General features: G+C 66.2%; 11 protein-coding genes. 3 read left to right on the top strand and 8 right to left on the bottom strand.

Annotated elements, in window-relative coordinates; translation table 11 throughout:
* Window positions 1–11: 11 nt before the first annotated feature.
* Complete coding sequence (locus ACQP0C_RS24710) at window positions 12–1,061, bottom strand: alcohol dehydrogenase catalytic domain-containing protein (RefSeq protein ID WP_433723537.1); 1,050 nt, start codon at window positions 1,059–1,061, stop codon at window positions 12–14.
* Complete coding sequence (locus ACQP0C_RS24705) at window positions 1,058–1,813, bottom strand: SDR family NAD(P)-dependent oxidoreductase (protein ID WP_433723535.1); 756 nt, start codon at window positions 1,811–1,813, stop codon at window positions 1,058–1,060. Before ACQP0C_RS24705 ends, ACQP0C_RS24710 begins: the two co-directional genes overlap by 4 nt.
* A 256-nt stretch (window positions 1,814–2,069) precedes the next feature.
* Between ACQP0C_RS24705 and ACQP0C_RS24700 the strand changes: the two genes are divergently transcribed.
* Together ACQP0C_RS24700 and ACQP0C_RS24695 are read left to right on the top strand one after the other, a co-directional pair.
* The gene (locus ACQP0C_RS24700; protein WP_433723533.1) at window positions 2,070–4,295 is read left to right on the top strand and encodes a malate synthase G; all 2,226 of its coding nucleotides are present in this window, start codon (window positions 2,070–2,072) and stop codon (window positions 4,293–4,295) included.
* Between the two features lie 422 nt (window positions 4,296–4,717).
* The gene (locus ACQP0C_RS24695) at window positions 4,718–5,275 is read left to right on the top strand and encodes a hypothetical protein (RefSeq protein ID WP_433723532.1); all 558 of its coding nucleotides are present in this window, start codon (window positions 4,718–4,720) and stop codon (window positions 5,273–5,275) included.
* 28 nt (window positions 5,276–5,303) lie between these two features.
* Here the strand turns inward: ACQP0C_RS24695 and ACQP0C_RS24690 are convergent, their stop codons facing one another.
* From ACQP0C_RS24690 to ACQP0C_RS24680, 3 genes are all read right to left on the bottom strand, one after another.
* On the bottom strand, window positions 5,304–6,020 hold the full coding sequence (locus ACQP0C_RS24690) for a hypothetical protein (protein WP_433723530.1): 717 nt from the start codon (window positions 6,018–6,020) through the stop codon (window positions 5,304–5,306).
* 162 nt (window positions 6,021–6,182) lie between these two features.
* Window positions 6,183–6,836 carry a DUF305 domain-containing protein gene (locus tag ACQP0C_RS24685; protein WP_433723529.1) on the bottom strand — a complete coding sequence of 218 codons (654 nt, stop codon included), beginning with the start codon at window positions 6,834–6,836 and terminating at the stop codon, window positions 6,183–6,185.
* Window positions 6,833–8,407, bottom strand: a complete 1,575-nt coding sequence (locus ACQP0C_RS24680) for an LVIVD repeat-containing protein (protein WP_433723527.1) — start codon at window positions 8,405–8,407, stop codon at window positions 6,833–6,835. The genes ACQP0C_RS24685 and ACQP0C_RS24680 overlap by 4 nt, the downstream gene beginning before the upstream one ends.
* 309 nt (window positions 8,408–8,716) lie before the next feature.
* On the opposite strand from ACQP0C_RS24680, the gene ACQP0C_RS24675 reads away from it, so the two are divergent.
* Entirely contained in the window at window positions 8,717–9,178 is a 462-nt protein-coding gene (locus tag ACQP0C_RS24675; RefSeq protein WP_433723525.1) for a MarR family winged helix-turn-helix transcriptional regulator, read from the top strand.
* A 160-nt stretch (window positions 9,179–9,338) separates the two neighbouring features.
* Here the strand turns inward: ACQP0C_RS24675 and ACQP0C_RS24670 are convergent, their stop codons facing one another.
* The 3 genes from ACQP0C_RS24670 to ACQP0C_RS24660 are packed head-to-tail and all read right to left on the bottom strand — an operon-like array spanning window position 9,339 to window position 12,755.
* Window positions 9,339–10,253 carry a 3-methyladenine DNA glycosylase gene (locus ACQP0C_RS24670; protein ID WP_433723523.1) on the bottom strand — a complete coding sequence of 305 codons (915 nt, stop codon included), beginning with the start codon at window positions 10,251–10,253 and terminating at the stop codon, window positions 9,339–9,341.
* Window positions 10,250–11,314 (bottom strand): hemolysin family protein, encoded by a 1,065-nt coding sequence (locus ACQP0C_RS24665; protein ID WP_433723521.1) that lies wholly within the window; start codon window positions 11,312–11,314, stop codon window positions 10,250–10,252. The genes ACQP0C_RS24670 and ACQP0C_RS24665 overlap by 4 nt, the downstream gene beginning before the upstream one ends.
* Window positions 11,307–12,755 carry a hemolysin family protein gene (locus tag ACQP0C_RS24660; protein ID WP_433723519.1) on the bottom strand — a complete coding sequence of 483 codons (1,449 nt, stop codon included), beginning with the start codon at window positions 12,753–12,755 and terminating at the stop codon, window positions 11,307–11,309. The genes ACQP0C_RS24665 and ACQP0C_RS24660 overlap by 8 nt, the downstream gene beginning before the upstream one ends.
* Window positions 12,756–12,929 lie beyond the last annotated feature (174 nt).

Below are 12,929 nucleotides of genomic sequence, written 5' to 3'. Positions count from 1 at the left end.
GCGCGATGCGGTCATTGTCGGGGATCCAGGATGACTTTGGACACCCCGTCGGCCCGATCGGCGAACATGCGGTAGGCGTGTGCGCCGTCCGACATCGGGAATCGGTGTGTGACAACGGCTTCGGGTCGCAGCCGGCCAGCGGCGGTGAGCCGCAGCAGTGCGGGCAACTCGTATTGGATCGAGCACAGTCCGATATGGAATTCGAGTTCCTTGACCTGCGCCAGCTGCATATGGAACGGGAAGGCGCGATTTTGGCTGACGCCGATCACGCTCACCCGCCCCCGATGTCCGACCGCGCTGATGGCCAGCTTGATGGTCGCATCCGCACCGACCGCCTCGATCGCGACATCCGCACCGCCGCTGAGCAATTCGCGAATCACGGCCTTGGGTTCGTCGGATTCGACCACCTCCGCACCCAATTCGGCGGCGCGCTTGCGGCGCTCGGCCACCAGATCCACCCCCAGCACCCGCGACGCACCCATGGCGAATGCCGACTGCACGGCCATCAGCCCGACCGGTCCGAGCCCGATCACCACCACCGTCTCACCGGGTGCGATGCGGGCGCGGCGCGCGCCGTACCAGGCGGTCGGCGCATTGTCGGTGAGTACGATCGCGGCCTCGTCGCTGACCGTGTCGGGTAGTCGCACGAGATTTCCCTCGGCGTGCGGGACCGCGAGATATTCGGCCTGTGCGCCCGCGAGCGATCCACCGAGGCCGTAGCAGGCGTCGGACGGCAGCGGATGCCGTTCGCAGGCCGCCACGATGCCGATCTTGCACTTCGCACAGCGATTGCAGCCGACCGAAGCGGATATCAGTACGCGGTCGCCGAGTGCGAATCCCTTGATATCCGAACCCAATTCGACGATCTCGCCGACCGCCTCGTGCCCGACGCCGTACCCGGTGCCATCGGTGAAGCCGTGTCCGGCGTAGATGTGCAGATCGCTGCCGCAGATCCCGGCCGCGGTTACCCGGACGATTGCCGCGTCCGGGCCGGGTAGCACCGGATCGGGTACGTCGATATACGAGATCTGTTGCGGGCCGGCATAAGTCAGTGCCTTCATCGCCATCCTCCGTCCAGGGCCAGGGTGGCGCCGGTGCAATAGGCCGAGGCGTCCGTCGCGAAGAACAGTGCCGCACCGACGATGTCCTCCGGCTGTCCGACCCGCCCCAGCGCCATATGCCGGGTCAGCTCCGCCCGCAACTCATCGGGCCATGCCTTGGAGATATCCGTGGCGAACGGACCGCATTGGATCGTATTGACCCGCACCGTCGGCCCGAAGCTCTGCGCGAGACCGCCGGTGAGATTGGACAATCCGGCCTTGGCTGCCGCATAGGGCACCGCGAGCGGTTCCGGTCGCACCGCCTCGATCGAGGAGATATTGATGATCGAGCCACCACCGGCGGCGGCCATCCGGGTGCCGATCGAGGTCGACAGTCGGAACGGGCCCTTGAGATTGACCGCGATCACCTTGTCGAACATCGCCTCACTCACCTGGTCCAGGCTCGGATACAGCAGCGACATCCCGGCATTGTTGACCAGCACGTCGACCCGGCCGAATTCCGCGTAGGCGGCCTCGGTCAGCGCGTCGCACTGGGCCCACTCGCTGACATTGCACGCCACCGGCAATGCGCGCTGCCCGTATGTGTTCTTCACCTCATCGGCGAGTTCGACGCAGCCGTCGAGTTTGCGGCTGGCGATCACCACATCGGCTCCGGCCGCCGCGAAGGCGCGCACCATCTCCCGGCCCAGGCCCCGGCTACCGCCGGTGACCAGCACGACCTTGTCCGCTAACGACTGTTCCGGCAATGCCACGTTGCACTCCATTGATTCCGGTGCGGGAAATGTTCCAGTCAGTACATTAATTCTGCCGACCGATACAATCAAGGGGTCCGGGCGATCCCCATACGACATTCATCGCGACTCGCCGACGAACCGGCATCCAAGGTTCGGCGCGGCGGCAGACAAAAGAGCCGCGCGGCGATCGACCCGACGCACCGTCACATCACTACCGACGGGTAACATTGGTTGCGATTTTTCCCACCCGGCTTTCTCAAAAGTGAGGCAGTAGATGACAGAGCGGATTCAAGTCGGCGGGCTCCAGGTGGCCAGCGTTCTCCACGGGTTCATCGAGAACGAGGCGCTCCCCGGAACCGGCGTAGATTCCGCCGCGTTCTGGGCCGGAGCCGAGCAGGTCATCAATGACCTCGCTCCGCGCAACCGCGCCCTGCTGGCCGAGCGCGACCAGATCCAGGGCAAGCTCGATGCCTGGCACGCCGAGCACCCCGGCGCGAACTACGACAAGGCCGTCTACAAGAGCTTCCTGGGCGATATCGGCTACCTGCGCGCGGAACCGGCCGACTTCAAGATCGCCACCCAGAACGTGGACGCCGAAATCGCCACCACTGCGGGCCCGCAGCTGGTGGTGCCGGTGATGAACGCGCGCTTCGCGATCAATGCCGCGAATGCGCGCTGGGGCTCGCTCTACGACGCGCTCTACGGCACCGACGCCATTTCCGAGGCCGATGGCGGCGAGAAGGGCACCGGCTACAACCCGGTCCGCGGCGGTCGCGTGATCGAATTCGCGCGCAAGTTCCTCGATACCGCCGCCCCGCTGGCCAATGGCTCGCACCTGGCCTCGACGCGCTACGCGATCGATGGCGGCGAGCTGGCCGTCACGCTGAGCAACGACGAGGTCACCACCCTGGCCGCCGATGGCGCGGAACTGGTCGGCTACCTGGGCGATCCGGCCTCGCCGACCTCGATCCTGTTGAAGCACAACGGTTTGCACGTCGACATCCAGATCGACCCCGCATCGCCGATCGGCAAGACCGATCCGGCGGGTGTCAAGGATGTGGTGCTGGAGTCCGCGGTCACCACGATCATGGACTTCGAGGATTCGGTCGCGGCGGTGGACGCCGAGGACAAGGTGCTCTGCTACCACAACTGGCTCGGCCTGATGAAGGGTGAGCTGGCGGAGAAGGTCACCAAGGGCGATAAGACCTTCACCCGCACCATGAACCCGGACCGCGTCTACACCGCGGTCGGCGGCGGCGAACTGGTGCTGCACGGCCGCTCGCTGCTGTTCGTGCGCAATGTCGGTCATCTGATGACCTCCGACGCGATCATCGACGCCGAGGGCAACGAGGTGCCAGAGGGCATCATGGACGGCCTGATCACCTCGCTGATCGCCAAGCACAGCCTGCTAGGCGACACTGAGCTCACCCGCCCCGTCGGCTCCGCCTCCGACCATTCCCCTCGGCTGAAGAACAGCCGCACCGGTTCGGTCTACATCGTGAAGCCGAAGATGCACGGCCCCGACGAGGTGGCCTTCACCAACGAGCTGTTCGGCCGGATCGAAGATGTCCTCGGCCTGACCCGCAACACCCTCAAGGTCGGCATCATGGACGAGGAGCGTCGCACCACGGTCAACCTCGAGGCCTGTATCCAGGCCGCGTCCGAGCGCGTGGTGTTCATCAACACCGGCTTCCTGGACCGCACCGGCGACGAGATCCACACCTCCATGGAGGCCGGGCCGATGGTCCGCAAGGCCGAGATGAAGGCCCAGCAGTGGATCCTGTCCTACGAGGATTGGAATGTCGATACGGGTCTGGCCACCGGCCTGCCCGGCAAGGCGCAGATCGGTAAGGGCATGTGGGCCATGCCGGATCTGATGCACGACATGCTCGAGCAGAAGATCGGCCACCCGCGCGCCGGCGCCAACACCGCGTGGGTGCCCTCGCCGACCGCGGCCACCCTGCACGCGACGCACTACCACCAGGTCGACGTGTTCGAGCGGCAGCAGGAGATCGCCGCCGGTGGCCGCCGCGCCACCGTCGACCAGATCCTGGAGATCCCGCTCGCGGCGAATCCGAACTGGAGCGCCGAGGAGAAGCAGCAGGAGCTCGACAACAACTCCCAGGGCATTCTCGGCTATGTGGTGCGCTGGATCGACCAGGGCGTCGGCTGCTCCAAGGTGCCCGACATCCGCGATATCGGTCTCATGGAAGACCGTGCGACCCTGCGCATTTCGAGCCAGCTGATGGCGAACTGGCTGCGCCACGGCGTGGTCACCGCCGATGAGGTGGTGGCCAGCCTGGAGCGGATGGCCCCGGTGGTCGACAAGCAGAATGCGGGCGATGCGAACTACCGGCCGATGGCGCCGGACTTCGCGGGCAGCATTGCCTTCCAGGCCGCCAAGGAGCTGGTGCTCGAAGGCACCAAGCAGCCCAACGGCTACACCGAGCCGATCCTGCATCGGCGTCGGCGCGAGGCCAAGGCGCTGGCCTGCGTGTAGCGCATTGCGCAACTGAACAACTCGTGAATCCCCTGCTCCGGCGCTGGCCGGGCAGGGGATTCCCTTACCACATGGCAGCTCCCTGACGAGGCGGCTGACCGGTTTCGGCCCAGATAACGATCCGTTACCCTGGGCGCTGCATGGGATAGTCGGATGTGAGGAAGTTTTATGGGAAGCGTTGTCCTTGATGTGTTCGCTCTGGTTGCCAATCGTGCGGCGCAGTTCTGGAACTGGATGGCCACCGGCTCGGCCGGTTTCCCGCCGCTGTAATCGCCGAGCTGAACATCTTGTGCGACAAAACCCCCGGTCCTGGCTCCGCATTGGATGCCGCGGCCGGGGGTTTTCCTTCGCCCCGGCGATAACCTCTGCGCCGCCGCGCCGATTCCCTTCGGGGACAGGGGTCGCCGACGTATCTTCTTGACATGAGCAGCGGCGGCCCCGGACGGATACCGCTCTGGTTCGAGCTCTGGATGGGCGTGATCACCGTCGTTATCGCGCTACTCTGCGCGGCACTGTGCTGGGAGCTGGCGGCGCAGGGCAGCTTCCCGACCAAAGTGCTGCTGTGGGTGGGGCTCTCGGTCGTCGGCGCGGTCGCCGTCTGCTTCGGGATCCTGGGCCTGATCCGCTACCACGCCATCCTCATCAGCCTGGCCGCCCCGATCCTCATCGCCACCCTCGCCGCCCTGGTCTGGTACGGGGTCCCCGAATCCGCCGGTTGGCGCCTTTCCCGCCCCATCCTCGAGGACCAGGCCACAGCCTGCGCCAACCCCGGGCACCGTACCCGCCTCGGCGTCTACACCGTCACCTACATCACCCGCCGCGACGGCGGCTGCCTGTTCTATCTCGATGGCGCGGCGACGAATTCCGAAGGCCTCGCCTACTTCCCGGACAGCGCCCCAACCATCGCCCCAGCCGCACCGGGTGCGATCGGCTATGAACCCTTCCACGGCCCGTGGTACCGCTTCGTCGAAAGCACCTGACGGCTCGGCTGCGAAAACCGATGCCGGTTCAGGGTTTCGGTGCGATCCAGAGGGCTTCGGCCAGGGCGCAGAGGTCGCCGGAGGGGGTGGCGAGGGCGATGCCGACGGTGTGTTTGCGCCCCTGGTGGGTGATGGGCCAGGCGTAGGAAATGTAGGGCGAGTCGGGGTATATGGGGTGGAGTTGGGTTGCGGTGAGGGCGGCGGTTACCCCGCCCATGCGCATGCCTTGTTTGCGGATCGCGGCCCAGCCGCCGGGGCAGTCGAGGGCGGCCCAGACGACTTCCGGGGGGAGCTGGCCGGATTCATCTGCGAGTCCGGGGTCTGGGGTCCAGGCCGCAATAACGAGGTCGTGATCCGGTGTGTCCCAGGTGAGTAGGCGCAGGCCGCGGCCGGGTGCGCAGGCGGCGCCGCAGCCGTAGCAGTCGGTGACGCGGCGCGAGACCATGGCCGCGTCGGTGACGGCCTTGGCCTCGGCCCAGGTCGGGGCGGGCGGGGGAGCAATGGTGAGTGCCGCTGGCGTGGATTCGGCGAGCAGTACGCCGTCGGCGTCGGTCAGCGCGTGCCCACCGGATCTGGTGGGGTGCAACGACATCGGGGCCTCGAGCGGCACCTTTGCGCGGAAGTCGACGCGCACCTCGGCGGCCTCGGAGCGTCCGGCGAGCAGACCCGCCACATATCCGCCGAAGGCAACATCGGGATACCCGTGCACGTGTTCGGGGACGGTGACTGCCTCGGTGCGGATCACGTGTCGCTCAGTCCTTCCTGTGCGGTCGATCTAGATCGACCATACCTCCGGGTCCGGACTCGGAGAAATACGCCCGCTCTCCGGGAAAGCTCTGAGGTAGCGGCGCGCAGGCCGACCGCATCCGATGCGGGGCGTGGGTCGGCTTCCTGCCAGTGTTGTCGGCTATTGCAGTGGCTGTCCGCCGAGTTGGGAGAGCAGCACACTCATGACACCCGCCTCCTGGCTCTGGCTCTGGAACATCGACCGCGCCGCTTCCTTGACCGGACCGGAGGGCAGTAGCTGATCCGCGGCGCGGGCCATGGCGATTCCGCCCTGATGGTGGCGGAACATCAGTTGCAGGAACAGGATTTCGGCCTCATGGCCGCGGGCGACCGCGAGCGCGTCGAGTTCGGCGGCGCTCGCCATGCCGGGCATGGTGTGCCCGCTCGACCGATCGGCCACTGCGGTCGAATGATGGTGCGACGCAGCCGCATCGGCGTGCATCCAGACCATCGGGTGTGGTGATAACGGTGGCGCGTCGGCCAACCGCAGCCACCCCAGCATTGTGCCGATCTCGATGCGCTGGGCGTCCGAGAGCTGCTGTGCCAGACGCAGTACTGTCGGCGCGACGCCACGATCCAAGCGCTGCACCATGATCAGCGCCTGCTGATGGTGTGCGGTCATATCCTGCGCGAACCCGATCTCGACCGCATTGAGAACCGGTGTGGCCGTGTGGTCTTCGGGTAGCACGACCGGCCGCAGCGCCGCACCGATCACCAGCAGGGCGAAGGCGAGGGCGGCGAACGCGGCGGCTCGGATCCACCGGGACACGGTCACGACCCGACGGTCGATCGCTGATCCGCGGGGGCGGTGTATACGTCGTTCTCGAGCTGCAGCACCATGAATCCGTTATCGGAACAGGCGACATACAGCTGGTTGCCGCGCCATTCCGGTGGCGAGAGGCACCAGTCGGTGGACAGATCACCGAAGGCGAGGTTGCCGGTGCGCGGACTGAGCGCGTCCGACGGATCGAATCGCCCCTCGAGCGCCGCGCGTGCCGCCGACGGTGCGCTCATGAACGGCACGCCGATGATCGAGACGAGGGCGTGCGACGAGTTCCACAGACTCAGGTTCTGCCCGGTGCGGGCGGGCGGGTTGAAATAGGCGATCTCGTGGATACTGTGCGGGTCGCGAATATCGAAGACCCTGATGCCGGAGGAGATCCAGCCGCAGGCGAGCGCGGTGGGATCGTCCGGGCGGTCGGCGGCGCAGTAATGCGATTCGTAGGCAAAGGCCGAACCGCCCATGGAGCTGGCGATATTGCTGTCGATATGGTCCAGCAGATTGATTTCCAGCTTGACCTTCTCGGCGACCTTGGGAGCGGTGTCATTGGAGATATCGATGAGTTTCACACCGCCCGAACCACCTTCGTCGATGGTGTAGAGGTACGGCTTGCCGTCATAGGTCACCGGGACGCTGTGCTGGGTGGCCCACCCGTCGGTCCAGAAGATGCGGCCGATATGGGTGACCTGTGGGTTGGGGTCGCGGCGCTGCACGGAACTGATGTCGAGCACGGTGAATCCGCCCACTACGGACAGATACATCCGGTTGCCGTCCGGACTGATGCCGAAACCGTGTGCCTCGATACCGGTCAGGCCCTGCCAGATGACGTGCGGATTCGCCGGATCGGTGAGATCGACAGCGCTGACGAAGCCGGGTGCGAGACCCGAGGCCCAGTAGGTGCGCCCATCGGGTGACCAGCCGCCCTCGTGCGTGGTGATCGGCAGCGGCATCAGCAGATTCGAGCCGGGCCCTGGATTCAGCAGCTTCGGATACGCGCAATCGGAGATATCGTAGACCGACAGGTAGCCGGCGCCTTCGGCGATCGGCACACCCGTACCGACCAGCAGTTTGCGCTCGGTATTGACCTTGAGGCTTTCCCACGTGCCGGCCAGCATCGCGGGCTCGGTCAGGGTGACCGTCGGCCGTGGATTCGCCGGATCGGAGACATCGAGTACCTGGACGCCGCGGCCCTCGCTGATCAGATCGCCGGGGAAGAACGAACCCATATAGGCGCAGTGGTCGAAGCTGGTGGAGGTGATGCCGGCCCCGCGCCCGGCGTAGTTGCCCACCATCGACATATTGCAGGTGTAGCCCTGAGTGCTGCGCCGACTGTCGCGGTCGGCGGCCGGAACATCGCCTTGCAGGCCGGTTTCCGGCATCGATCCCGGTCCGCAGTCCGCCCGCGGCACCGAGGTGCGGCCGATATCGAGGAATTCCTGAACCGCGGTGGCGATATCGGACTGTAGATCGGCCGATGCGCTGCTCGGCAGCATCATCGCAGCGACGACCGCCGTGGCGAACAGAGCCAATGGCCGGGTACGGCGCAGTGTCAGCTTCGGGTGCATCGATGCATCCCAACTTCCTCATGATGGGCACAGGCAGCGCCGACTCAGACGGAGGGTGACCTGACTGAATGGTAGTAACAGGCCGCAACTTGATGGAGTAATTTGGCGGAAATCGCAGGTAGTCGGCGTTTACGTGGTAAGGCTCAGTCGGCGGCGAGTCCGGCGGTCGCGTGCGTCAGCAGTGCTGTGCAGACCTCGAAGCGAGACTGTCTGAGTTTCGTGGATCGTTCCGCCAGTGCCGACTGCGCACGGACGTGACGTACGTGGGCGACATTCTGCACGAAGCGCAGCACACTGCGAGCGCGGTCAATGACGACCGCGGTCAAGGACGCCCTGCGCGACCTGAACATTCAGCTGTCGCTGCTCAATCGGAGATTCGGCGGGCGGGTCGAGCTCCGCGACGTCGACTGGACCTGCCTGGACCTCGTCAATCGGCACGGACCGCTGTCCCCGACGATGCTGGCCCGCCGCGCCGGGGTGCATCCGGCCACGCTCACCGGGATCCTGGATCGATTGCAGAGAGGCGGCTGGATCGTGCGCGAGCGCGATCCGGAGTCGGCGGACCGGCGCGCGGTCACGCTGCGCGGGGTGCGCGAGCGCAATTCCGAACTGTTCCACCTGTTCTCGGGCATGAACGGGCGCATGGACGAGCTGTGTGCGCACTACTCGGAGGCCGAACTCGAGGTCGTCGCCGACTTCCTGCGCCGAACCGGTACCGCCGGGCACGAATCCGCCGAGGAACTGATCGAACCCAAACTGATCGAACCCTGACCGTCTCGGCGCGTAGCGTCACCATCGGATATGCCTTGTGGATCAGGGGTTTCGCATTCTGGGTGCGGGCAGGGTTGGTGTCGGTTGCCGGTCTTGTTGATTTCCGGGGCGGCATAGCGTCGGTGGGTCTGATCGGAGCGGAGCAGTCTCGATGGGCTGGCTATGGCGCGTCGGGTGCGAGTGTGAGGAGGTCTTGGCACGTGGTGAGGAGTCGAGCACGCAGTACGCGGGCTTGCTGGGCGATATCCGACTGGTGGCGGACGTATTCGGCGCGTCCGGCCGGGGTTTCGATGCGGACCGGCTCGTAGCCGTATGCGGTGAGGTCGTACGGACTCGCGCGCATATCGAGTTCGCGTGCGGCGCAGGCGAACTCGAAGTAGTCCAAGAGCAAGTCGGAGGAGATGAGAGGGGTCAGTTTGAAACCCCATTTGTAGAGGTCCATATTCGCGTGCAGGCAGCCGGGTTGTTCGCGGGCGACCTGGTCGGCACGGGCGAGGGGCTCCGCATTGCGGCCGACGGCATCCGGGGTGAAGAAGCGGAAGGCGTCGAAGTGGGTGCAACGCAATGACATTGATTCGACAACCGCATCGGTGCCGGTACCGCCGAGGCGGAGCGGGACCTGTTGGTGGCGGACCTCGTCGGTCTTGTACACCATGGCCCATTCGTGCAGTCCGAAGCAGGACAGCTGGGCCGGGCGGGATGCCGTGGCGCGCAACAGATCCGCGATGAACGCGATGGTGTCGCGGCGTCGCGCCAGGTAGGCCGGGTCCGCGGTGTACGCGAGCGTCCACTCGCCCGTGGCCCCTTCTTCGACTCCGCGCGCCTCGGTTACCTCGATGCGGTGATATCCGCGGCCCCCGTCATACTCTCGCGCCCCGGCCAATACGACGCCGAATCCCGGGTGCCACCGCCGCAATTGCGCGGGCTTGTGCCCGTAGTAGGTGAACAGGAAATCGATCACCGGATGCGATGAACCCGCCGCGCGCCGTTCGAGATACGGCCCGACGAGTTCGTCCAGCCGAGCCCGGTGCGCGGCCGCCCTCGCCCGCCACTCGGACTCGGCCAGCACGATCATTCGATCACCCGGTGCGTCCCGTCACGCACGGTGCCGACGAACTCTTCCACCAGATCCTCCAGCGCCACAATGCCGACCGTATTGCCGCGACCGTCGACGACCCGGCCCAGATGCGAGTTGGTACGGCGCATCCGAGCCAGCGCCTCGTACAGTGCGGTGCCGGAGCCAACGGTCGGCAACGGGCGGATGTCGGTGCGCGGGATGGGCGTATTCGGCCCGGCGCTCTCATCGGCGACCTTGTCGAGCACATCCTTGACATGCAGATATCCGACGAGCGACCCGTCGCTCGCGCGCACCGGGTACCGGGAGAAACCGGTCTCCGCGACGGCGGTCTCGATATCGCCGAGTTCGGTGCCGTTGCCGCGCAGTGGCACCGAGCGGGTCGTCGCCAGCGGCACCATCACATCGCCGACGACGCGATCGGAGGTGCCGAGCGCCTGGGTGAGGCGTCGGTGCTCCTCCTCGTCCAGCAGTCCCTCCGAACGGGATTCACCGATCATCTCGGCGAGCTCCACACTGGAAACCGTGGCCTCCAGTTCGTCCTTGGGTTCGACCCGCAGCATGCGCAGCGATAGGTTCGCGGCCAGGTTGTAGAGCGCGATCACCGGACGCGCCAACCGCAACCACTGCAGATGCACCGGAACCAGCAGCAGCGCACTGCGTTCCGGTCCGGCCAGCGCGATGTTCTTCGGAATCATCTCGCCGAACAAGATGTGCAGGATCACCACGATCGCCAGGGCGACGGCGAATGCGATCGGATGTAATAGCTGTTCGGGCAGGCCGACCAGATCGAACGGCCCCTCCAGCAGATGCGCGACCGCGGGTTCGCCGATCCGGCCGAGCAGGATCGAGCAGATGGTGATGCCGAGTTGCGCGGCGGCCAGCATCATGGACAGGTTCTCACCCGCCCGGATCACCGTGTCGGCCTGGCGCTTTCCCTGTGCGGCCAGCGCCTCGAGACGGTCGCGGCGGGCCGAGATCAGCGCGAATTCGGCGGCGACGAAGAAGGCGTTGCACGCCAGCAGCACCACCGTGAGCAGGACACCGAGGAGATCACCCATGGCTGTTCTCCTTCGCATTGTGCACGGCGGCATTCTGCACGGCGGCGTCGTGTGCGGTGGCATCGTGCACGGCGGCATTGTGTGCGGTGAGCGCTGCGGCGGCGACCGGGACCAGCCGGATCCGGTCGATGCGCCGACCGTCCATCCGCTCGACCTTGGCGATCCAGCCGCCGTCCTCGTCGTCCGGATGGCGGTGCGAGGAACGCGGATTCGGCAGGATCACCTCATCGCCGGTGACCGGGATGCGGCCCAGCCGGGTCAGCACCAGACCGCCGAGTGTTTCGTATTCGCCCTCCGGCGCGTCGTATCCGGTGGCGCGGGAGACCTCGTCGATGCGGAGCAGACCCGAACAGTCCCAGCCGTCGGCGACGCGGCGGACATCGCGTTCTTCCTCGTCGTGCTCGTCGCGGACATCGCCGAGGATCTCCTCGATGAGGTCTTCCATGGTGACGATGCCCGCGGTGCCGCCGTATTCGTCGACCACCAGCGCGACCTGCATACCGTGTGCGCGCACCCGTTCGAGTACCTCGTCGCCGTCGAGGCTGGCGGGCACGATCGGCACCGGGCGTGCGAGCTGATACAGCGGGATGGTTTTGCGGACATTCGCCGGATGGGTGAAGGCCTGTTTGACGTGCACCACGCCGAGGGTGTTGTCCAGATCGCCGTCGATGACCGGGAAGCGGGAGTAGCCGGTGCGGCTGGCGGCGGTGAGGAGGTCGGCGATGGTGTCGGACTTGTCCAGGGATTCGATCTTGACCCGGGGTGTCATCAGTTCTTCTGCGCTGCGCTCGCCGAATTGCAGCGAGCGGTCCACCAGCTGCGCCGTGCGCTGGTCAAGGGCACCGCGGAGCGCGGAGGTGCGCACCAGCGAGCCGAGTTCCTGGGGGGAGCGCGCCGAGCGCAATTCCTCGGCAGGTTCCACACCGAGGCGGCGGACCACCCAGTTCGCCGTGCCGTTGAGGAAGTGGATCATCCACTTGAACACCACCGAGAAGGCGATCATCGGCCCCGCGGTCACCCGCGCGGTGCCGAGCGGCTTGGAGATCGCGATGTTCTTCGGGACGAGTTCGCCATAGATCATCGATAGCGAGGTGGCCAGCACCAGTGCCAAGGTGAGCGAGATGCCCTGCGCCGCACCCGCGCCCAGGCCGAGTCCGGTGAACAGCGGCGATAGCAGCCGGGCCAGCACCGGTTCGGCGATATAGCCGGTGATCAGGGTGGTGATGGTGATACCGAGCTGGGCTCCGGAAAGTTGGAACGACAGGGTGGTGTGGGCCTGCCGGACCATGCGCGAGCGGGCGTCGCCGACGGTGCGCACATGCGATTCGACGGTGCTGCGTTCCAGCGCGGTGAGAGAGAATTCGGCGGCGACGAACAGTGCCGTGCCAACGGTGAGGGCGATGAACCCGACCAGGCTGAGCACGGTGAGCACGACGGACATCGTCAGCACCACCTGCGAGACACACGACGATGAGCTGAATCGGATCGGGCTGCTGTGAGAAGGAGAGCGCCGGGTTTGTCACCCGGCTCGGTAGAGGAGCCCTCCTGTGCGGCGCCCTCGGACGCGGGTGACAACTTGTTCCTCTCGGCAAATGGGGTTTGTCATGCCGGAAAC

This window comes from Nocardia sp. CA-129566, assembly GCF_050956075.1.
Classification (GTDB): domain Bacteria; phylum Actinomycetota; class Actinomycetes; order Mycobacteriales; family Mycobacteriaceae; genus Nocardia.
Note: the sequence above shows the minus strand (reverse complement) of the source record. Positions and strands in the feature narration are given on the sequence as shown.

Excerpts from the sequence above, each read along its gene's own strand:
- ACQP0C_RS24710 (WP_433723537.1), bottom strand. The coding sequence starts at position 1,061 with ATGAAGGCACTGACTTATGCCGGCCCGCAACAGATCTCGTATATCGAC.
- ACQP0C_RS24700 (WP_433723533.1), top strand. The coding sequence starts at position 2,070 with ATGACAGAGCGGATTCAAGTCGGCGGGCTCCAGGTGGCCAGCGTTCTC.
- ACQP0C_RS24695 (WP_433723532.1), top strand. The coding sequence starts at position 4,718 with ATGAGCAGCGGCGGCCCCGGACGGATACCGCTCTGGTTCGAGCTCTGG.
- ACQP0C_RS24680 (WP_433723527.1), bottom strand. The coding sequence starts at position 8,407 with ATGCACCCGAAGCTGACACTGCGCCGTACCCGGCCATTGGCTCTGTTC.
- ACQP0C_RS24675 (WP_433723525.1), top strand. The coding sequence starts at position 8,717 with ATGACGACCGCGGTCAAGGACGCCCTGCGCGACCTGAACATTCAGCTG.
- ACQP0C_RS24670 (WP_433723523.1), bottom strand. The coding sequence starts at position 10,253 with ATGATCGTGCTGGCCGAGTCCGAGTGGCGGGCGAGGGCGGCCGCGCAC.
- ACQP0C_RS24665 (WP_433723521.1), bottom strand. The coding sequence starts at position 11,314 with ATGGGTGATCTCCTCGGTGTCCTGCTCACGGTGGTGCTGCTGGCGTGC.
- ACQP0C_RS24660 (WP_433723519.1), bottom strand. The coding sequence starts at position 12,755 with ATGTCCGTCGTGCTCACCGTGCTCAGCCTGGTCGGGTTCATCGCCCTC.